Consider the following 19902-nt stretch of genomic DNA (forward strand, 5'->3'; position numbering starts at 1 on the left):
CCCGTGAACCACACCGCCCTGCAAGTCCTCCTCCTGGCCGTCGTCGCGCTGCCGCTGCTCGGCTCCGTCGCCGCCCTGCTCCCGGCCCCGCCCGGGCTGCGGGGCCGCGGCCCCGAACAGGCCGTGCTCCGGCATGGTGTGACCGTCACCGGCGTGGTGCTGGCCGCGACCGTCGCCCTGGCCGCCGGGTTCGACCACGACCGCCCGGCCCGGATGCAGGCGCAGACCGATGTCGACTGGATCCCGGCGCTGGACATCCGGTTCCACCTCGGGGTGGACGGCGTCTCGCTGCCGCTGCTGGTGCTGACCGCGCTGCTGACCTTCCTCTGCGCGCTCTACGGCTACTTCAACCAGCCCGCCGGGCCGTCCCCCAAGGGGTTCGTCTCGCTGCTGCTGCTCCTGGAGGGCGGCACCCTCGCCAGCTTCGCGGTCCTCGACCTGATGCTGTTCTTCCTGGCGTTCGAGACGGTGCTCATCCCGATGTACTTCCTCATCAACCGATGGGGAGGCGCCGAACGGGAGCGCGCCGCCTGGCGGTTCATCCTCTACACGCTGCTCGGCTCCGTCATCATGCTGCTCGGCCTGCTCCTCGTCGGGATCGAGGGCGGCACCTTCGACATGGTGGCCCTCGCCGCCGACAACGGCTCCGGGCTCGGCCACACCACCCAGCTGATCGCCGCCCTGGCCATCATCGCCGGACTGGCCGTCAAGGCCCCGATGTGGCCGCTGCACAGCTGGCTGCCCGACGCCCACACCGCCGCCCCCACCGTCGGCTCCGTCCTCCTGGCGGGCGTCCTGCTCAAGATGGGCACCTACGGGCTGGTCCGCATCGTGCTGCCGATGACCCCCGACGGTGCCCACACCTACGCGCCCTACCTCGCCGCGTTCGCCGTCGTCGGCATCCTCTACGGATCGCTCGCCTGTCTGGCGCTCGCCCGTACCGGGGCCAAGGGCGACCTCAAGCGGCTGATCGCGTACTCCTCCGTCGGCCATATGGGCTTCGTGCTGCTGGGCATCGCGACCCTCACGCCCACCGGGGTCAACGGCGCGCTGTTCGCCAACATCGCCCACGGTCTGATCACCGGGCTGCTGTTCTTCCTCGTCGGCGCGGTCAAGGACCGCACCGGCACCAGCGACCTCGACCAGCTCTCCGGCACCAGCGGCGCGGCCCTCTACGGGCGGGCGCCACGCCTGGGCGGACTGCTCGCCTTCGGCGCCGTCGCCTCCCTGGGGCTGCCCGGACTCGCCGGATTCTGGGGCGAGATGCTCGCCATGTTCGGCGCGTTCCGGCCCGCCGAGGGGCTGAGCCGCCCGGCGTATCTCACCTTCATGGCGCTCGCGGGTCTCGGCACCCTGCTGACCGCCGCCTACATGCTCATCGTCGTACGCCGCGTCTGCATGGGCGACCACCCCGCCGAGCCCGGACAGCACCCCGCCGAACCCGGCGCGGCACGGCCCGCCCTGGCCGACGTCCGGGGCCATGAGGCAGCCGCCTGGAGCCCCCTGGTGGCCCTCACCGTCCTCACCGGACTCTGGCCCGCGGCCCTCCTCGGCCTCAGCGACCCGGCCGTGCAGCAGCTCCTCGCGGGAGGCAAGTGATGACCCCGATCGCCCCGGGCCCCACCGGGCTCGCCGCGGACTCCACGGCGCTCGCCGGGAGCCTGGTCCAGTCGGTCGACTGGCTCGCCATCGCCCCGCCCACCATCGCCGCCGTGGCCGCCCTGGTCTGCCTCGTCGCCGACCTCTTCCTGCCCGAGCGCCGCAAGCCGCTGCTGGGCTGGCTGGCCGTCGGGGGCCTCGCCCTGGCCGCGCTCAGTCTGCTGCCGCTGCTGGACGGCGACCGCGCCACCTTCTGTCTGACCGCCGACGCCGACGTGTGCAGCTACACGGCGGACAGCTTCGCGCTTGTCATCCAGTTCCTGGTGCTCGGCGGAGCGCTGCTCACCGCGCTGCTGTCCATCAGCAACGTCGCGGATCTCAAACTCCCCGCGGGAGAGTTCTGGTTCCTGCTGCTGTCCTCCGCCGCCGGGGCGGCCCTGCTGCCCGCCTCCCGCGATCTGGCGACCCTCGTCATCGCCCTGGAGGTGGCCTCCCTCCCGGCCTTCGCCCTGGTCGGGCTGCGCCGCGGCGACCGCCTCTCCTCCGAGGCCGCGCTGAAGTTCTTCCTCTCCTCGGTCACCGCGACCGCCGTGATGCTGCTCGGCGTCAGCTTCGTCTACGCCGCCACCGGCAGCCTCCACCTGTCCCGGATCGCCGGGGGCCTCACCCATGTCGACCCCCGGCTCGACACGCTCGCCCAGGCGGGCGTCGTGCTCACCCTGGTCGGCTTCGCCTTCAAGACCGCGGCCGTCCCCTTCCACTTCTGGGTGCCGGACACCTATGTGGGCGCACCGGTCCCGGTGGCCGCCTACCTCTCCGTCGTCGGTAAGGCGGTCGGGTTCTCCGGTCTCATCCTGGTGACCGTCCTCGCCTTCCCGTCCTACGCCGAGGTGTGGGGCCCGGTGATCGCGGTGCTCGCCGCGCTGACCATGACCGCGGGCAACGCCGCCGCGCTGCGCCAGCGCCCCGAGCGCGCCTTCAGCGCCGTCCGGCTGCTCGCCTGGTCCTCGGTCGCCCAGGCGGGCTACCTGCTGGTGCCGATCGCCGCCGCCGGGTACGGGGACAGCGCGAAGGACGTCTCCCACGCGGTGGGTTCCACCGTCGCCTACGCCCTGATGTACGCGGCCGTGAACCTCGGCGCGTTCGCCGTGGCCGCCTTGGTGGCCCGCACCAGCCCGGGCAACCGGCTCACCGACTACCGCGGTCTGTACGCCACCCGCCCGGCCGCCGCCCTCGCCCTCGGCTTCTTCCTGCTCTGCCTGGCCGGGCTGCCACCGGGCGTCATCGGGCTCTTCGCCAAGGTGACCGTCTTCTCCGCGGCCGTGGACGCGGGGCTGGGCTGGCTGGCCGTGGTGATGGCGGTGAACGTGGTGATCGCGCTCTACTACTACCTCCAGTGGACCGCGGCGCTCTTCCGCGCCCCGGCCGGGGAGACGGCCACGGCCCCGACGGGGGAGGCGGCGCTCACCCGGACGGGGAGCCGCCCGCTCACCGCCGCCATCGGCCTCGCCGCCGTCCTGGGCGTCGTCCTGTCCGGCGCCCCCCAGCTCGTGCTCCGGTTCGCCTCGGGCTCGCTGCTGTGATCTGATCCTCACCGGTCGCGGCCGCCAGCCGTGTGCACAAGGGAACCAGAGGCCCTCACCTGGCGTTGACCAGTTCGGGAGGGTCCACTGGAAGGTGGAGACCCCCACCGAAGGTTCCCCCGCGGCACTCTTGGGAGGGCGTACCGTGCACCGCCGGCACAACGGGCTGAAGACCGCCGTACTCCTCGGGGGACTGTCCGCGCTCATCATCGTCATCGGCAGTCTCTTCGGCCGGATGGGGCTGATCATCGCGGTCTTCGTCGCCCTCGCGACCAACGCCTACGCCTACTGGAACAGTGACAAGCTGGCCCTGCGCGCCATGCGCGCACGTCCCGTGAGCGAGTTCGAGGCCCCCGAGCTCTACCGCATGGTCCGCGAGCTCTCCACCGCCGCCCGCCAGCCCATGCCCCGCCTCTACATCTCCCCGACCGAGGCGCCCAACGCCTTCGCCACCGGCCGCAACCCGAGGAACGCGGCGGTGTGCTGCACCGACGGCATCCTGCGGCTGCTCGACGAGCGCGAGCTGCGCGGTGTGATCGGCCATGAGCTGAGCCATGTCTACAACCGCGACATCCTCATCTCGTCCATCGCGGGCGCCCTCGCCAGCGTGGTGATGTTCCTGGTCAACTTCGCCTGGCTGATCCCCGTCGGCCGGTCCGACGACGACGAGGGCCCCGGCTTCCTCGGCATGCTGCTGATCATGATCCTGGGCCCGCTGGCGGCCTCCCTGATCCAGCTCGCCGTCAGCCGCTCCCGCGAGTACGAGGCGGACGCCTCCGGTGCCCAGCTCACCGGCGACCCCCTCGCACTCGCCAGCGCCCTCCGTAAGCTGGAGACCGGGACCAAGCAGCTTCCGCTGCCACCGGAGCCCCGGCTGGAGACCGCCAGCCATATGATGATCGCCAACCCCTTCGGCGCCGGTGGCGGGATGTCCAAGCTCTTCTCCACGCACCCGCCCATGCGGGAGCGCATCGCACGGCTCGAACGGATGGCAGGGAACCAGCGATGAAGACGATCATGAACCTCATCTGGCTGGTCCTCGCCGGCTTCTGGATGGCCTGCGGCTATGTGCTGGCCGGGTTGCTGCTCTGCGTCACCATCATCGGCATCCCCTTCGGTATCGCCTCCTTCCGCATAGCGGGGTTCGCCCTCTGGCCCTTCGGCCGGATGGCAGTCCCCCGCCGCGACGCGGGCGCCCCCTCCTGCGTGGGCAATGTCCTCTGGCTCGTCCTCGCGGGCTGGTGGCTCGCCCTCGGCCACATCATCACCGGCGTCCTGATGTGCCTGACGATCATCGGCATCCCCCTGGGCCTGGCCAACTTCAAGCTCATCCCGATCTCCCTGACCCCCCTGGGCCACGAGATCGTCCCCACGGACCAGCCCTTCGCGGGCCGCTGAGACGCCTGGGCGGCGCCCGACCGGGCTTGTGCCGTCGGCCCGTTCGAGCGGCCCGTCGGGCGGGGCGGGAGGCACAACGAGGACGGGTCCCCGTTGTGCCCCGTGAAGCCTCTGCGGTGATGTTCGCGCAGGTCAGACGGTTCAGACAGGTCAGACGGGGCTAGCGGTAGTTCACGAACTGGAGCGCGAAGTCGAAGTCCTTGCCCTTGAGCAGTGAGATCACCGACTGGAGATCGTCCCGGCTCTTGGACGTCACCCGCAGCTCCTCGCCCTGCACCTGCGCCTTGACGCCCTTGGGCCCCTCATCGCGGATGATCTTGGCGACCTTCTTCGCGTTCTCCTGAGTGATCCCCTCCTGCAACGAGGCGAAGATCTTGTACTCCTTGCCCGACGCCTGCGGCTCGCCCGCGTCCAGCGACTTCAGTGAGATCCCGCGCTTCACCAGCTTGGACTGGAAGACATCGAGGATCGCCTTCACCCGCTCCTCGGAGTTGGCGCGCATCTCGATCTTCTCGCCCGACCACTCGATCGAGGCACCGACGTTCTTGAAGTCGTAGCGCTGGGAGATCTCGCGGCTCGCCTGGTTGAGAGCGTTGTCGACCTCCTGCCGCTCGACCTTCGAGACGATGTCGAAACTGGAGTCGGCCATCTTGAGTTGGCTCCTCGTACGTAGATCCGTCAGTGGCACGGCCCAGCGGACCGCACCAGTCAGCCTAGCGATCTCGGCCATGATCCAGAGGCGATCAACCGGGTGGCGAACCACCCCTCCGCATCAGGTATTGTTTACGTCGTTGCCAGGGAGCAGCGACGCGCGAGCGGAGCACCTGGCCACATCCCAGGCGGTGTGCCCGAGTGGCCAATGGGAGCGGACTGTAAATCCGTCGGCTTAGCCTACCCAGGTTCGAATCCTGGCGCCGCCACACTGGGAAACGGCCCCCGAGCTGCGGAAACGCGGCCGGGGGCCGTTGTCGTTCGCGGGCGTGGACCGCGCCCGGAAGGGGCCGCCGCCGCGACGGCGTCCCTTCCGTGCTCCATCGGGGTATGAGGTGTACTCCTCGAAGGTGATTTGCCCAATAATATGCAAGAATGCGCGATTCCAGTGGGATATCGCTCCTCGCCATGGTTCGTTTCGGCGTTCTGGATGGATACGCGCAATGCAGCCTCGATCAGATGCCTTCCGCTCGGCCGCCGGTGAACCTTTGAATTCACGGCCAAGAAAGGCAGGAGCAATGAAGAAGTTCGCTTGGGCGGCCAGGGGGCTCGCGGCGGCGTCGGGAGCTCTGCTCGTCGGATCCCTCGTCGCCGTGCCCGCGGTCGCGGATGATCCGTCGGCCGCGGCCACCGCTTCCTCGGGTGGAAAGTGTTCGTCGTGGGAGCGCGATGTCAGCTCCGCTGTCGTGGACTATTCGGGCAGCGATCTGTTCGAGACGGTGTTCCGTTCGACGACGGACCGCTGGGGGCGCGCCTTCCTGAACGACAGCCGGGGTCCGGGGGTCTGGATCAACCTCAACCTCGTCCCCGGGGCTCCGACCTGTACGGAGGACACGGCCGTCTCCGTGACCGAGGAGGACCCCGGTCTCCTCTACATCACCCTGCTGGGTAGCGACGGGGTCCTCTACGAGGCCCAGTGCGAAACCTCCAGCGCGGCTCCCCTCACTCCGGCGAACATCGCGACGGCGTGCGCTCCCGGGTTCAGCGCCATCCCGGGTACGCCGGTCTGAAGTTAGCCGGATCCGGGCGGAGTTGACGGCCCCCGGGCCGCGGAAACGCGGCCCGGGGGCCGTTGTCGTGCGGGGAGCGAGTCCCCCACCCCGTGAGTGGACGCATTGCCAAGCCAGTTGTTCACTCGGCGCTCACGACTTTCCGGCCACATTGCACAAGCCTGGGTGAGGCACTCGCAGAGTGAGTCCGCGTGACGCCGTGAGGCCGCTGCCGGGGGTGCCCACCGTCGCGCAGTTGGGAGCCGTAGCCATGGATGACGAGCAGGCGGAATTGTTGGGACGTCTGTCCGACGCTCTCGGTCCGGTGCCCCGCGAAGTGATCGAGAACGCGCGGGCGGCCCTCAGGGAAAACGCGGCTCGTCGTGACGCGGAAGAGAACGCGGCCGAGGAAGAGAACGCGGAGGCGGACGAGGACGCCGAAGAGTGGTCGGACGACCTGAACGACGAGGTCCACGACCGCCGTTCGGCATGAGGCACGAAGGTCTCGGGCTGGTCGAACGCCCCGGCGCGCCTTGCTCCGGCCGGAGCGGGCGGCACGCGCCCCACTGAAGACTCCGGGCCGGGCCCGTACCCGAGAGCACCGGCGCCATCGCGTTCCGCACCTCCGTACGGCGGGCTCTGTTCGGCCAAGGAATTGAGTGAGATGAAATCGAAAAAACCCTTCGGATACTTACTGTCCGCTCTCGCGGCACTCGTGACACTGGCATTTCTGGTTCCGGGACACGCCGCCGCGGGCGGCGGGGACGAGGCGGAGGGGCCGCTGAAGCCGCTCGGTCAGGATGTGGTCTCGAACTTCCGCATGCTCATCGACCGCAATGCGGACTACGACGCCAATGGCGCCGCGATCCGAGGCGTGGAGAGTTCGGGAGCCGTCACCAAGGTGTCGCCCGCGGATGTCGCCCTGTCCCGGCAGCACACCGGGCGCCCGCTGTGTCACACCACGGGACTCAACGGATCGTTCCAGTACAACGGCTTCTGCTGGGACGAGCAGGACTCGAACAGCAACTCCTATTCCGACAAGGGCGGTTGGCGCCCGCAGGGGCTGACCGCCTCGCATGACGCCCAGCCCGGTGGCACCGTCGACGGCCGCCATCTCTATCTGGCGAGCTGGCTCTACGGCGACAACACGGCGCAGGACCAGTTCGGCCGTGTCTCCATCCTCGATTCCAACGGAAGCGAGCGGACGTACGGTCATGTGCTGCTGGTGAAGCCGACGGGTGATGAGTCGCACGCCAATTTCGAAGCGGTCACCAATGTCCACGGCGACGGCATGGTCTGGTACGGAAACAAGCTCTTCGTGGCCAACGGCGGCGAATTGCAGGTCTACGACTTCCAGCACATGTGGAAGATGAAGACCAGCTCGGAGGGGGTGGGCGTCAAGGACGGCGTCTCCTCCGCCCGCTGGCACAACTGGGCCCTGCCCATGGTGGGCCACTACACCATCGAACCCGGTAAGAACGCGCGGTACTGCCCGGCCGAGCCCAGTACGAAGCGCTCATGCCTCGGGTCGCTGAGTCTGGACCGCAGCGGTTCGGTGGACCACCTCGTATCCGGCGAGTACTACAAGGGAGAGACCGGCCCGGTCGCCCGGGTGGTGCGCTGGCCGCTGAACCCGGCAACCGCCCTTCCCCGCGCGGACAACGGCGACACCATCGGTTCGTCCACCGCGACCGCGGCCTTCCAGGCACCGGTCCGTCAGTTGCAGGGCGTCGCCACGGACGGCACGTACTACTACCTGTCCGCCCAGTGCCCCAACGGCTATATGGGCGACGCCGATCCCACCGACAAGCACTCCTACTCCTGTATCTACCGGGCGAAGCCCGGCGCCGTCCCGACGGTGCTGACCCGCTCGCCCAGCCTGACGCAGAACCTCTCGTACGCGCCCTCCTCCGGCAGGCTGTGGGGCATCAACGAAGACATCGGGAACAACGTCGTCTTCTCGCTCAAGCCCCGAGCGGCCGATCGCAGCGTCTATCTGCGCAACTCCTACAGCGCGCTGTGCGCCGCCGGTGCCAGCAAGACGGGGAACGGCGCTCCCGTCATCCAGTGGGGGTGCACCGACGCCCGCGATGAGCGCTGGATATACGAGCCCACCAAGGACTCGAACGGCAATGTCGCGTACTTCGTGCGGAACGAGTACTCAGGAAAGTGCATGGGAGTCGGGAGCAAACTCGGCAACAGCGCCAAGGTGATCCAGTACACCTGCAACGGCGCGGTCGACGAGAAGTGGTGGTACGACGAAGGCGATAAAACCCTGCGGAATGTCTACTCCGGGAAATGCCTCGCCCTCGGAGCCGCGGCCACCAAGGGCACGCAACTGATCCAGTACACCTGCAACAGCTCATCCGACGAGAGCTGGCAGCAAGTGCCCCGCTGAATACCTCAGCTGGCGGAAAGCCCCGGTCGCGCGTGCGCGGCCGGGGCTTTCTCGTACCTGCCTTCGCTGTGGCGACCCCGGGCCCACCCCGCCGTACAGGGGAAAGAGCGGGGCCGCGACGGGGCGAGCGGCCCGCCGTGCCCTCGATCCCTCCTGCCATCTGATACGAAGTATTCCACTTGTTGCACTTTGTCCCTGTAGATGGCGCATGGCGCATGACGCGACAGCCGAGGGAGACCATGGGTTGGAGACTCACACGACGGACGGCGACATCGGCGGCCCTCGCCGCAATGATCGCCATCGTCTCGGCGGGGCTGCCGCCGGTCGGCGCCGCAGCGCCCGCCGGGGCCGCGCCGTCGCTCGGGACCATGGCCGCGGAACGCGCCGGTTCGCCCACACCACCACCGCCTCGCCTGCCGCGGAACTTCCGGGGTAAGGGCAAGTGGGTCGTCCGGGACCTGGGCATCACGGTCCCGTTCAGCTGGGAGGGCCGCGACGGCGACAGCCAGATGATCGCGGGAGGGCCGCAGTACCCGATCTGGTTCACCAACCTGATCTACCGCGACACGCTCTACACGCTGACCTACAAGTGGCCCGGTGTGACGGAGCATCCGTGCTCACGGTTCCCGGGATTCAATCTGGAGCAGTTGAACGAGGGGCTCAGGGACGCGCGGTTCGTCGGCCGGGAGATCCTCCAGCGGAAGCCGTACCGCCATGTGAACCACTGGAGGGTCGGCGTCGTCCGGCCGACCCTGCCGCCGGGGGCGTTCCCGCGGTTGCCGCTCGCCCTCGGTGACATCTACGTCGACCAGCGCGACCGGGGTACGTTCTGGCAGGTGCTGCAATTCGGCATCCAGAACCTCTACGACCCCGAGTTGGACGAGTGGGCCGTGATGGACACGTTCGCGCACAAGCCCGGAAGGGTCACACTTCCCCGCGAGTGCGCGCCGCCAGCGCCGCCAGCGCCTCCGGCGCCCCCGGCGGCGTAACCCTCGAGCCCGGCCGTCCGTCCCCAACTCGCCCGAGGTGGGGTCTTCCCCCGTCCCGATGGACCGGTCAGCCGGATACCGCCCCCAGCCCTTGCCGAAGATCATGAATGGCAGGAGCTGACGGAGGAGAGAAGGGGCGACCGTGCGCATGGGGAACTCATCGGCCAGGAGGGCCAGGGAGCCGAGGAACCGGACCACGAGCAGGGGCGTCGCGGCTGCCGTCCTGCTCGCCGTGGTGGCCGGCACGGCACTCGCCGCCGGTCCCGTCGCCGCCGCACCACCCACGGCCGAAGGCGTGGACGGGATGGACGGCGTATGGCGCACCGACGGCTACGGCACCGTGCTGGCCATCCGGGACGGGCGGTTGCGGGAGTACCAGACGACAGGCGTGAGTTGTCTGCCCGGCGGCGCCGCACGACGCACCGGCCACGGAGGCGACGGCTCGGTGATCTACACCGGTGGCGACGCGACGGTGTACCGGATACGGCCGGAAGCGGACGGGACCGGCGCGAACCTGCACTTCGACGGCTCGGTCGGTGACCGCGCGCTGCGGCGGCTTCCGGCGCTGCCCGACCGGTGCGCGAAGGCCACGTCGACGGGTGCGCTGAGGACCTTCGACGTCTTCTGGCAGACCTTCGAGGAGAACTATCCCTTCTTCGCCGCCAAGGGGATCGACTGGCGGGCGGTCCGGGACCGGTACCGGCCCAAGGTGCACGACGGAATGCCGGATGCCGAGCTCTTCGCGCTGCTGCGCGAGATGGTGCGGCCGCTCTACGACGCGCATGTGAACATCGATGCGGGCGAGACCGGGGACTTCGCTCAGAGCCGCCCCGGCACCGTGGCCCCGGGCCCTGGCCTCGACGGGCGGGCCCAGCGCTTCGTCGAGCGGACGGACCTCGGCGGCAAGCGGCTGCGGAGCTTCGCGAACGGCCGGATCGGGTACGCGCGACTCCCGGACGGCATCGGTTACCTGCGGATCTCCGGCTTCGGCGGGTACGACGGGGACAGTCCCACCTATGACCGCAACAGCGCTGTTCTGGATCAGACCCTGACCCAGGTGATCAAGCCGGGACTGCGCGGACTCGTCCTCGACCTGCGGATCAACGGAGGCGGATCCGACGCGCTGGCGCTGAGGATCGCCGAACGCCTCACCGACCGCCCCTACTTCGCCTACGCCAAGCGGGCTCGTAACCACCCGGGCGACCCGAGCCGGTTCACCCGCCCGCAGCGGTGGGACGTCCAGCCCACACCGCACCGATCCCGGTACACCGGCCCGCTCGCGGTGCTCACCGGTGGTGAGACCTACAGCGCCGGTGAGACCCTCACCCAGGCCCTGATGCAGCGTCCGGCGAAGACCACCCGGATCGGCCGGAACACGCAGGGCGTCTTCTCGGACGTCATGGAGCGTGCGCTTCCGAACGGCTGGCACTTCGGTCTGCCGAACGAGGAGTACCTCACCCCGTCCGGCACCACCTTCGACGGCGAGGGAATCCCTCCCGGCATCCGCACGGGAGACTTTCTCCGGGAGATCGAAGCGGGCACCCACGACTCGGCCTTCGCCCGGGCAGTCGCGAAACTGCGGCGCCAGAGCCGTTAGCGCCGGTGCGGCGGCGCGTTCTCGGCCGGGCTCCGGGCCCTACGCCGCAGGCGGGTCCCGGGCGGACGCCTAAGGCGTGTCCGGGCGTATGCCGCCGACCCCGCCGCCCTCGTCCAGCGGTGTGATCCTCCGCAGCGCGGCCACTATGGCGGCCGGGTAGCGGGGGTCGGGGCGCAGGGCGTACTCACGCAGGCACGCCTCGGTGAACTTCACCACGTGCTCGTCGCCGTGGGCCGCGGCGTGCGCGCCCAACTCGGCCAGTGGCGGCGGGTCCGGGATCTCGGAGCGCCAGGCGGCCGTCTCCTCGTGGCGCCGGTCGACGGTGAACGCCAGCAGGAAGGCCGTCTGGACCTGCCAGAGCCGGGCCACCGTCGGGGCGTGCAGTTCCTGCGGCAGGTGCGGGAGCACCAGGCGGGCGGCGGCCGGGGCGGTGACGCCGTGGATCAGCGGGACCGGGTAGACCTCCGGGTGACCGAGGTAGACATCGGCGAACTGCGCCGTCATCTCGCTCAGAAGCCGGGGCGCCTGCTCGGGGGTGAGGCACACCAGTGCCTGGCCGTAGCCGGGGAGCCGGGGGAGGGTGTCCAGGCGGTGGCGGGCGGTGTCCGGGCCGAGGCCGCCCTCCTGCGGTGGGCGGGGGAGCGCGGCGACGGCGGTGGCGAGCGGGCGGCGGCCGTCGAGACGCGGTTCACCGGGCAGTGCGGTGTAGCGGGCCGCCCAGTACGCCAGTCCCCGTGCCAGCTCGCGCAGTTGGATGGGGGTCGGCCTGTCCCCGGCGGCGTACAGTCCGCGTACGGCGTGGGCGGTGCGGATCAGCCCGTGGGTCAGCCCGGCGAACAGACCCGGGAGCAGCCGCGGCCACCAGCGGACCAGGACCTCACGCCAGTGGGCACCGTCGAGCTCCCGGACGAACAGCCGCTCCCAGTCCCCGGCCCGCTGGAAGGTGCCGAGTGCCGGGCGCCAGGAGAACTCGTCCGCGGGGTCGATGGTGAAGCGCGAGGCCGGTGGTTCGTGGTGCTCCATGGCCCGCCGGTAGCGGCTGACCCAGCGGGCCACCTCGTCCTCCTGGCCGAGCAGGGCCAGCGCCTCGGCGCCCATCGGGCCGTGGTTGGCCAGGTCCACCCCGACCCCGCGCTCGTAACCGAGGTCGTCCATCCGTTCCAGGGCGTCATTGACGGCGTCGTGGTAGCTGATCGATGGCATGGGAATCCCCCTTGAGGTACGAGTACGGCGTCATGGCACGGGCGTCGTGGCATACGGCATACGGCATACGGCAATCCTTCGGCACTTCCAATAGTTTGGAAATCCGAAGTGTCCTAGACTCGCAGTATGCACCACGCCCGTGAGCAGCAGGAAGCGCCCCGTACGCCGACCCCCGAGGAGGTCCGTGTCGTCGGTCTTGTACCGCTGCTGGAGCCGTACTTCCGTGGCGGAGCGGTCCGTGCGCTGATGCCGGATCCGTTGCGCGAGGCCATGGAGGGCAACGGGCTGACGCCGCGTCATGGAGCCGTGCTGCCCCATCTGCTGGCCGGACGGCCGCTCACCGTCAGTGAGATCGCCCAGCGGCTCCAGGTCTCCCTGTCGACCGCCAGCGAACTGATCGGCGGGCTGAGCCGGGCGGGGATCGTCGAACGCGCGGAAGACCCCGCGAACCGTCGACGGATCCTGGTGTCCCTGGCCGAACGCCACCGGCCCGCGCTCGAAACGTTCGTCGCGCGGCGCGGTGAACCCCTGCTGCGCGCCCTGGACGGGCTGTCCGCGACCGAGCGGGAGGGGTTCCTGGCCGGGCTCACTGCCTGGGTGCGCGAAGTGCAGCGCTGACGTCCGGCCCCACGGTCGACGCGGGGCCTAGCGCACCCGCCCCCGGTCGAAGTCCAGCTCCAGCATCCGGATCGCGTTGCCCCGGAGGATCTTGTACGTCGTCTCGGCCGACAGTCCGGCCACATGCTCGGCCGCGATCCGCCGGGTGTGCGGCCAGGTCGAGTCGACGTGCGGATAGTCCGTCTCGAACGTCGCGTTGTTCTCCCCGACCGTCTCCAGCGAGGCGACCCCGTGCTTGTCGCGGAAGAAGCAGCAGTAGATCTGCCGGTAGTAGTAGGTGGACGGCGGTTCGGGGATCAGATCGCGCACCCCGCCCCAGGCCCGGTGCTCCTCCCAGACGTCGTCCGCGCGCTCCAGGGCGTACGGGATCCACCCCATCTGGCCCTCCGCGTAGGCGAGTTTGAGTCGCGGGAACTTCACCAGGACGCCGCTGAAGAGGAAGTCCATCATCGAGGCCATGGCGTTGTTGAAGCTCAGCGACGCCTGGACGGCGGGCGGCGCGTCCGGGGAGGCGGCGGGCATCTGCGAGGACGAGCCGATGTGCATGCACACCACCGTGCCGGTGGCCTCGCACTCGGCGAAGAAGGGGTCCCAGTAGCCGCTGTGGATGCTGGGCAGGCCCAGGTGGGTGGGGATCTCGCTGAAGGTCACCGCCCGCACCCCGCGCGCCGCGTTCCGGCGGATCTCCTGGACGGCCAGCTCCACGTCCCACAGCGGGATCAGGCACAGCGGGATCAGCCGTCCGCCGCTGTCACCGCACCACTCCTCGACCATCCAGTCGTTGTACGCGCGCACACAGGCCAGGCCGACCTCCTTGTCGTCCGCCTCGGCGAAGGTCTGGCCGCAGAAACGGGGGAAGGTCGGGAAGCACAGGGACGCCTCGACGTGGTTCATGTCCATATCGGCGAGCCGGGCCTTGGGGTCCCAGCAGCCACGGCGCATCTGGTCGCGGGTGATGCCCTCGAGCGTCATCTCGTCCCGGGAGAAGCCGACGGCCGCGATGATGCGCTTGTACGGGAACAGGCCGCCCTCGTACTCCCACCAGTCGGTGGGCGGACCGTCCGGATCGGTGGTGATCCGGTACTTGCCGCCGATGTACGCCAGCTCCCCGATACCGGCCGTGAGCGGCTTGGGGCCACGGTCCCGGTACTTGGCCGGAAGCCAGCTCTCGAAGAGGTGCGCGGGCTCGATCACATGGTCGTCCACGCTGATGACCATGGGCAGCCCCGCTCCATCGTCCGTCCCGCCCGCCCCGTCCGCCGATCCGCTCACCGCTGTGCCCGTCATCCCGCCAACTCCCCTTCTCGCCCGGCGGTCACACGGACCGCCGGGGCCCGAATCCGCCGCATGAATCCGACGCATGCATCTGACGGACCGTCAGATATGCGCAGGGTAGGCGGCACCGCTCCAAGCAACAAGGGACGTGCTCCCCGGCGACCGGAGACCCGCTCCGCATCCCTTGTTTTCGGCCGCGTGCGCAGGGCAAACGCAGTGCACACGCCATGCACACGCAGTGCACACGGCCAACGCCCGGGAGGCAGCGGTGAACGCATCGTCGATCGCACGCGGACTCGGCTCGGCGGCGCGCGCACGCCCGCACGACCCGGGCGAGGCGGGCAACCGCGCCATCGAGACGGCGGCCCGCTGCGGGCTGATCGCCCGCGGTGTCATCTACCTGCTGGTCGGGCTGCTGGCGGCGCGGATCGCCTTCGGCGACGGCGGCGAACAGGCCGACCGCGGCGGGGCCCTGGAGGTACTGGCCGGGCAGCCCTTCGGCTCGTTCCTGGTCTGGGCGGTCGGTGTGGGGCTCGCCGGGATGGCGCTGTGGCGACTGTCCGAGGCGGTCTTCGGCGCGGCGGGGCCGGACGGGCGCAAGGCGAAGAAGCGGCTGGCCTCGGCGGCCCGCGCGGTCTTCTACGGCGTCGTGGCCTACTCCGTGCTCTCCTTCGCGGCCGGGGAGCAGGGCAGCGGCTCCAGCGACAAGCAGTCCCAGGACGTCACGGCACGCGCCCTCGACCTGCCGTACGGCCGCTGGCTGGTCGGCGCGGCCGGGGTGGTGGTGACCGTGGCCGGTGTCTGGATCGCCGTACGCGCCGTCCGGCGCTCCTTCCGCAAGCACCTCAAGATGGCCGGGACGCCGCGGCGGGTGAAGCAGACCGTGTACGCGCTGGGTGTGTGCGGCGGCGCCGCGCGCGGGGTGGTGTTCGCGGTGGCGGGCGGCTTCGCGATCACCGCCGCCAGGCGCTACGACCCGGACAAGGCCAAGGGGCTCGACGACACCCTCCGCACCTTCGCCGACACGGCGGCGGGCCCCTGGCTGCTGGTCGCGGTCGCGGTGGGCCTGGCCCTGTTCGGCGTCTTCTCCTTCGCGATGGCCCGCTGGCGCCGCGTCTGACCCGGATCGGTCCCTGAGCGGCGGACGAGCGGCGCTCGGGGGCCGGTCGACTCCGGCCGTGGCGGTCTTCCGGTCCGCTGCGGGCCGCCGGGAGCATGCCGGGCATGACCTCGTACACCAGGATCGCCGCCGCCGGGGCGGCGGTCGCGCTCGCCGCCGCCACGCCCGTCGTCGCCCACGCCACGTATCGCACCGGCACCGGCCCGGAGACCGCCGTCTCCGCCCCGGCCAGGGGAGCGGCCTATGTCGAGACCCGGCTCTTCTTCGGGACCGGGCGGCCCGACGGCGGGCCGCCCGTCACCGAGAAGCAGTTCCTCGCCTTCGTGGACCGGACCGTCACCCCGCGCTTCCCGGCCGGGCTGACGATCCGGGACGCACGCGGCCAGTGGCGGGACCGGAGCGGGGCGATCGAGCGGGAGCGCTCGTACGAGGTGGTCCTGCTCTACCCGGTCGCCGAGGCGCGCACCCACGATCCGCGGATCGAGCACATCCGGACGGCCTACGAACGGAAGTACGCCCAGGAGTCCGTGGCCCGCGCCGACGCCCCGGCCCGCGTCGACTTCTGAAGCCCGCACGAAGCCCTTGAGACCCACGAAGCCCACGAAGCCCATGAAGGCCATGCTGTCCACAAAGCCCCCATGGCCCCGCGGCGGGCGGCTACGCCCGGTCGACGACGGCCCGCACCGCCTCCGCCACCGGCGCCGAGCCGTTGATCAGGTGCAGGGTGCGGCCCACCGTGCGCGGCTCGTCGAGGAGGGCGACCAGGACCGCGGCCACATCGTCCCGGGTGATCGGGCCGCGCTCGGTCCGCTCCGCCAACTCGACCAGGCCGGTGCCCGGGTCGTTCGTCAGCATGCCGGGCCGCAGCACCGTCCAGTCCAGGCCGCCGCGCGCCCGTACGTTCGCGTCCGCCGCGCCCTTGGCACGCAGGTACGCGGCGAAGACCGGGTCCGTGCCCTCCGGGATCTCGCCCTCCGCGCCCATCGAGGAGACGACGAGGAACCGCCGGACCCCCGCCGCCTCGGACGCGTCGGCGAAGAGCACCGCGGCCTCGTGGTCGACCGACTCCTTGCGGGCCGTACCGCTGCCGGGGCCCGCACCGGCGGCGAACACCGCCGCGTCCGCGCCCTCCAGATACTTCGCCACGTCTTCCACGGAGGCCGACTCCAGGTCGCAGACGACCGGTTCGGCACCCGCCGCCAGCAGGTCACCCGCCTGTTCGGGCCTGCGGACGATGCCCGCCACCTCGTCCCCGCGCGCGGAGAGCAGCCGCTCCATCCGCAGCGCGATCTGTCCATGTCCACCAGCGATGACAATGCGCATGATCCCGACCGTACGCCGTGCGTCCCCGGGCCGCTCGCCCGCGGCCCGCGTGCCGCGTCGCCCTACGCCTGCTCGCCGTCCTGGTTCTGCGCCCGCGTCTGCCGCGGCAGGTCCAGCGCGACCGCCGCGGCCGAGTCGCAGTACTCCCGCACCGCGCTGGTCCGGGCCACCACCCGCCCCTGATGCACCACCACCCGGCTGTACGCCAGCGAGAGCACACCCGCGAGACCCTCCCCGCGCACCGCGAGCAGTTCGGCCGGGAATCCGGCCTCCACCCGCACCTCGGGCAGGCCGAGCGCCGCACGGGCCCGTCCGCACACCGCCTCGTACGCCTCCGCCGGGCTCTGCCCCTCCCGGGACGCCAGCAGGAAGGCGGCCTCCAGGGGGTCGCCGCGGCCCACCGGATTGGCGGCGTCCCGGAGCGCGCCGCTGCCCGCGGCCACCCGCACGCCCGCCGCCCGCAACAGCCGCACCGGGGCGCAGCCGGGGGCGGCCGGACCCGCCGGGCCGGGCAGCGCCGACGCCGCCCGCGCACCCCGGTCCTCCAGCCCGCCGCAGTCGCCCTGCGGCAGACAGACGACGGTGACACCGGCCGCCGCCAGCCGGTCGGCGAGGCGCGCGGCCACCTCCCGGGGCAGCCGGGCGAGTCCCGCGCACGGGCCGATGGTCACCCCCGGCCGCAGCCCGCCGGCCATCGCCGCGAACCGGGCGAGCCGGGCCGGGTCGTCACCGTCGGTGTGCAGATCGACCGCGCAGCCATGGCGCGCGGCGAGGTCGAGCACGGCCTCCGCGTGGCCGGTGGGGTCGGGGTCGAGATCAGGACAGCCGCCGATCACCGCCGCGCCCATCTTCACCGCGTCCCGCAGCATCGCCAGCCCGTCCGCCCCGGCCGCGCCGGTCAGCACCCTCGGCACGGCCACCGCGCCGAGGTCGGTGAGTCCGCGCAGGGTCTGGCCCACCTGGAGGACGGCCTCCAGACACCGCAGACCGTGCACCCCGCCGACCCGTACATGGGTGCGCAGCGCCGTCGCCCCGTGGCCGAGGTGGAGCAGGGCGGCCTCGGTGGCGCGCCGCCGGACGTCCTCGGGCGTGTACGGGACCGGGCCCGCGGTCTCACCGGTGAGCGCGGTGTCGCAGTGGGCGTGTGGTTCGGCGGGGGCGGGCAGCAGCAGATAGCCGCCGAGGTCCAGCCGCGGGCCGGGGACGAGACTGCCCGCCGTGCCGACCGCCTCGATACGCCCGCCACTGAGCCGGACGTCCACCGTGCGGCCGTCGGCGAGCCGGGCGCCGCCGAGCACCAGCGCGCCGCCGGGCCCGGGTGCCGCGTCGTTCCTGGGGGGCTGCTGAGGCTGCTGCGGCTGGCTGTCGGGCATCGCACTCCGCGGGGCGTGTGAGGGCGCAAAGAGGGCGCGTGACGGGCGCATGAGCAGCCAAGATCACTCGGCCTGGATCCGAGCCTAGGACGCGGGGGTGGCGGCTTCGCGGAGGAGCCGAATAGTCGTACCGGTGTGGTGCCCAGGACCCCGTGACGGTGCGCCGATACGGATTTCACCTTCGGCGGCCGAGCGTGTAATGTCTTCATCGCTCGCCCCAATAGCTCAGTCGGCAGAGCGTCTCCATGGTAAGGAGAAGGTCTACGGTTCGATTCCGTATTGGGGCTCTGATGTGTCAGATCTCCCGTTCGACTCCGGTCGGGCGGGGTATCCCTCACATCGCAGCGGTGTAGCTCAGTCGGTAGAGCAAGCGGCTCATAATCGCTGTGTCACCGGTTCAAGTCCGGTCACCGCTACTGACAGTAGCCGATTGTGGGGTCGGTCCTTCGATCGGCTACTCTTTCTGCGTTCATCCATCCGTCCGTCAAGGAGCACTCACGTGGCTGCCACCGACGTCCGCCCGAAGATCACGCTGGCCTGCGTGGAGTGCAAGGAGCGGAACTACATCACCAAGAAGAACCGGCGCAACGACCCGGATCGTCTTGAGATCAAGAAGCACTGCCCGCGCTGCAACGCGCACACCGCGCACCGCGAGACGCGCTGAACAATCAGCTTTCTTGACGAGGCCGCCCCCACACGCGGGGGGTGGCCTCGTTTCGTTGGTAATCAATCGCAGGAGGTGCGAGCCGATGGCGCTCGACCAGTCCTTCGTCGGGCGGACCTATCCGCCCACCGCCCCGTATGAGGTCGGCCGGGAGAAGATCCGCGAATTCGCCGAGGCCATCGGTGACGGCAATCCGGTCTACACCGACCCCGAGGCGGCCCGGGCGCTCGGCCATCCCGATGTGATCGCCCCGCCCACCTTCGTCTTCGCGATCACCTTCAAGGCCGCGGGGCGCCAGGTGGTCGAGGACCCGGCGCTGGGGCTGGACTACAGCCGCGTCGTCCACGGCGACCAGCAGTTCGCGTACACCCGCCCGGTCCGGGCCGGTGACCGGCTGCGGGTCACCTCGACCATCGACTCGATCAAGTCGCTCGCCGGCAACGATGTGCTGTCCGTGCGCGGTGAGGTCCATGACGAGGCGGGCGAGCACGTGGTGACCTCGTTCACGACGCTGGTGGCCCGCGCGGCCGAGGCGGAGGAGGGCAGATGACGGCCAAGGTGCGTTACGACGACGTGGAGGTCGGCACCGAGGTGCCGCTGCGCGAGTTCCGCGTGGACCGCGCCCATCTGGTCCGCTACGCGGGGGCCTCCGGCGACTTCAACCCCATCCACTGGAACGAGAAGTTCGCCAAGGACGTCGGGCTGCCGGACGTCATCGCCCACGGCATGTTCACCATGGCCGAGGCGGCGCGCGTGGTGACCGACTGGACCGGCGACCCCGGAGCCCTCGTCGAGTACGGCGTGCGCTTCACCAAGCCGGTCGTGGTCCCCAACGACGACAAGGGCGCGGTCATCGAGATCGGCGCCAAGGTCGCCGCCAAGCTGGACGACGAGGCCCGTACGGTGCGCCTGGACATCACGGCGACCAGCGGCGGACAGAAGGTGCTGGGCCGGGCCCGGGCCGTGGTCCGCCTCGCCTGAGACATCGATCCGCCGAACCGATGAGCCGCTGCCGGCCCCCGGTCCTCGTACCGGGGGCGGCCGCCCGAGGGGCCCCGGTGG

At 70.8% G+C, this 19902-nt stretch carries 20 protein-coding genes and 3 tRNA genes; 18 read left to right on the forward strand and 5 right to left on the reverse strand.

Going from position 1 to position 19902, the window contains the following annotated elements:
* Positions 1-3 precede the first annotated feature (3 nt).
* From AB0C66_RS00575 to AB0C66_RS00590, 4 genes are all read left to right on the forward strand, one after another.
* Positions 4-1599 (forward strand): NADH-quinone oxidoreductase subunit M, encoded by a 1596-nt coding sequence (locus AB0C66_RS00575; protein ID WP_362431032.1) that lies wholly within the window; start codon positions 4-6, stop codon positions 1597-1599.
* Positions 1599-3182, forward strand: a complete 1584-nt coding sequence (locus AB0C66_RS00580; RefSeq protein ID WP_362431035.1) for an NADH-quinone oxidoreductase subunit N — start codon at positions 1599-1601, stop codon at positions 3180-3182. The genes AB0C66_RS00575 and AB0C66_RS00580 overlap by 1 nt, the downstream gene beginning before the upstream one ends.
* A 145-nt stretch (positions 3183-3327) precedes the next feature.
* Positions 3328-4191: a zinc metalloprotease HtpX gene (gene htpX, locus AB0C66_RS00585; protein WP_362431037.1), complete on the forward strand. Its 864-nt coding sequence runs from the start codon at positions 3328-3330 to the stop codon at positions 4189-4191.
* Positions 4188-4580: a YccF domain-containing protein gene (locus tag AB0C66_RS00590; protein WP_362431040.1), complete on the forward strand. Its 393-nt coding sequence runs from the start codon at positions 4188-4190 to the stop codon at positions 4578-4580. The genes htpX and AB0C66_RS00590 overlap by 4 nt, the downstream gene beginning before the upstream one ends.
* A 160-nt stretch (positions 4581-4740) precedes the next feature.
* Here AB0C66_RS00590 and AB0C66_RS00595 read toward each other — a convergent pair whose 3' ends face one another.
* Positions 4741-5229 (reverse strand): YajQ family cyclic di-GMP-binding protein, encoded by a 489-nt coding sequence (locus tag AB0C66_RS00595; RefSeq protein ID WP_362431042.1) that lies wholly within the window; start codon positions 5227-5229, stop codon positions 4741-4743.
* A gap of 189 nt (positions 5230-5418) precedes the next feature.
* Between AB0C66_RS00595 and AB0C66_RS00600 the strand changes: the two genes are divergently transcribed.
* The 6 genes from AB0C66_RS00600 (at position 5419) to AB0C66_RS00625 (ending at position 11264) form a co-directional block, all read left to right on the forward strand.
* Positions 5419-5500 (forward strand) — tRNA-Tyr (locus tag AB0C66_RS00600).
* Positions 5501-5809: 309 nt separating this feature from the next.
* Entirely contained in the window at positions 5810-6301 is a 492-nt protein-coding gene (locus AB0C66_RS00605) for a hypothetical protein (protein WP_362431044.1), read from the forward strand.
* 250 nt (positions 6302-6551) lie between these two features.
* Positions 6552-6773, forward strand: a complete 222-nt coding sequence (locus AB0C66_RS00610) for a hypothetical protein (RefSeq protein WP_362431047.1) — start codon at positions 6552-6554, stop codon at positions 6771-6773.
* A 222-nt stretch (positions 6774-6995) separates the two neighbouring features.
* Positions 6996-8678, forward strand: a complete 1683-nt coding sequence (locus AB0C66_RS00615; RefSeq protein ID WP_362431050.1) for an RICIN domain-containing protein — start codon at positions 6996-6998, stop codon at positions 8676-8678.
* A 290-nt stretch (positions 8679-8968) separates the two neighbouring features.
* Entirely contained in the window at positions 8969-9667 is a 699-nt protein-coding gene (locus AB0C66_RS00620; protein WP_362431052.1) for a hypothetical protein, read from the forward strand.
* A 148-nt stretch (positions 9668-9815) separates the two neighbouring features.
* Positions 9816-11264 carry a S41 family peptidase gene (locus AB0C66_RS00625; protein ID WP_362431055.1) on the forward strand — a complete coding sequence of 483 codons (1449 nt, stop codon included), beginning with the start codon at positions 9816-9818 and terminating at the stop codon, positions 11262-11264.
* Positions 11265-11333: 69 nt separating this feature from the next.
* On the opposite strand, the gene AB0C66_RS00630 is transcribed toward AB0C66_RS00625, so the two are convergent.
* Positions 11334-12467 carry a hypothetical protein gene (locus AB0C66_RS00630; RefSeq protein ID WP_362431057.1) on the reverse strand — a complete coding sequence of 378 codons (1134 nt, stop codon included), beginning with the start codon at positions 12465-12467 and terminating at the stop codon, positions 11334-11336.
* A 126-nt stretch (positions 12468-12593) separates the two neighbouring features.
* Here AB0C66_RS00630 and AB0C66_RS00635 point away from each other — a divergent pair, with 126 nt between their 5' ends.
* Positions 12594-13085 (forward strand): MarR family transcriptional regulator, encoded by a 492-nt coding sequence (locus AB0C66_RS00635; protein WP_362431059.1) that lies wholly within the window; start codon positions 12594-12596, stop codon positions 13083-13085.
* Positions 13086-13112: 27 nt separating this feature from the next.
* On the opposite strand, the gene AB0C66_RS00640 is transcribed toward AB0C66_RS00635, so the two are convergent.
* Positions 13113-14303, reverse strand: coding sequence for an amidohydrolase family protein (locus AB0C66_RS00640; protein ID WP_362433264.1), 1191 nt, complete (start codon positions 14301-14303; stop codon positions 13113-13115).
* 409 nt (positions 14304-14712) lie between these two features.
* Here AB0C66_RS00640 and AB0C66_RS00645 point away from each other — a divergent pair, with 409 nt between their 5' ends.
* Positions 14713-15480 carry a DUF1206 domain-containing protein gene (locus tag AB0C66_RS00645; RefSeq protein ID WP_362433267.1) on the forward strand — a complete coding sequence of 256 codons (768 nt, stop codon included), beginning with the start codon at positions 14713-14715 and terminating at the stop codon, positions 15478-15480.
* 104 nt (positions 15481-15584) lie between these two features.
* Positions 15585-16046 carry a DUF3574 domain-containing protein gene (locus AB0C66_RS00650; RefSeq protein WP_362431062.1) on the forward strand — a complete coding sequence of 154 codons (462 nt, stop codon included), beginning with the start codon at positions 15585-15587 and terminating at the stop codon, positions 16044-16046.
* A gap of 91 nt (positions 16047-16137) precedes the next feature.
* Here the strand turns inward: AB0C66_RS00650 and AB0C66_RS00655 are convergent, their stop codons facing one another.
* The gene (locus AB0C66_RS00655) at positions 16138-16803 is read right to left on the reverse strand and encodes an SDR family oxidoreductase (protein WP_362431065.1); all 666 of its coding nucleotides are present in this window, start codon (positions 16801-16803) and stop codon (positions 16138-16140) included.
* A 62-nt stretch (positions 16804-16865) separates the two neighbouring features.
* Positions 16866-18176: a hydrolase gene (locus AB0C66_RS00660; RefSeq protein ID WP_362431067.1), complete on the reverse strand. Its 1311-nt coding sequence runs from the start codon at positions 18174-18176 to the stop codon at positions 16866-16868.
* 214 nt (positions 18177-18390) lie between these two features.
* Here AB0C66_RS00660 and AB0C66_RS00665 point away from each other — a divergent pair.
* The 5 genes from AB0C66_RS00665 (at position 18391) to AB0C66_RS00685 (ending at position 19821) form a co-directional block, all read left to right on the forward strand.
* A tRNA-Thr gene (locus tag AB0C66_RS00665) sits at positions 18391-18463 on the forward strand.
* A gap of 56 nt (positions 18464-18519) precedes the next feature.
* Positions 18520-18592, forward strand: a tRNA-Met gene (locus AB0C66_RS00670).
* Positions 18593-18675: 83 nt separating this feature from the next.
* Positions 18676-18840: a 50S ribosomal protein L33 gene (rpmG, locus tag AB0C66_RS00675; RefSeq protein ID WP_009715907.1), complete on the forward strand. Its 165-nt coding sequence runs from the start codon at positions 18676-18678 to the stop codon at positions 18838-18840.
* Positions 18841-18925: 85 nt separating this feature from the next.
* The gene (locus tag AB0C66_RS00680) at positions 18926-19390 is read left to right on the forward strand and encodes a MaoC family dehydratase N-terminal domain-containing protein (protein ID WP_362431069.1); all 465 of its coding nucleotides are present in this window, start codon (positions 18926-18928) and stop codon (positions 19388-19390) included.
* Positions 19387-19821, forward strand: a complete 435-nt coding sequence (locus AB0C66_RS00685) for a MaoC family dehydratase (protein ID WP_362431071.1) — start codon at positions 19387-19389, stop codon at positions 19819-19821. Before AB0C66_RS00680 ends, AB0C66_RS00685 begins: the two co-directional genes overlap by 4 nt.
* Positions 19822-19902 lie beyond the last annotated feature (81 nt).

It is taken from the genome of Streptomyces sp. NPDC048636 (assembly GCF_040650655.1).
In the GTDB taxonomy this organism is placed as follows: domain Bacteria; phylum Actinomycetota; class Actinomycetes; order Streptomycetales; family Streptomycetaceae; genus Streptomyces.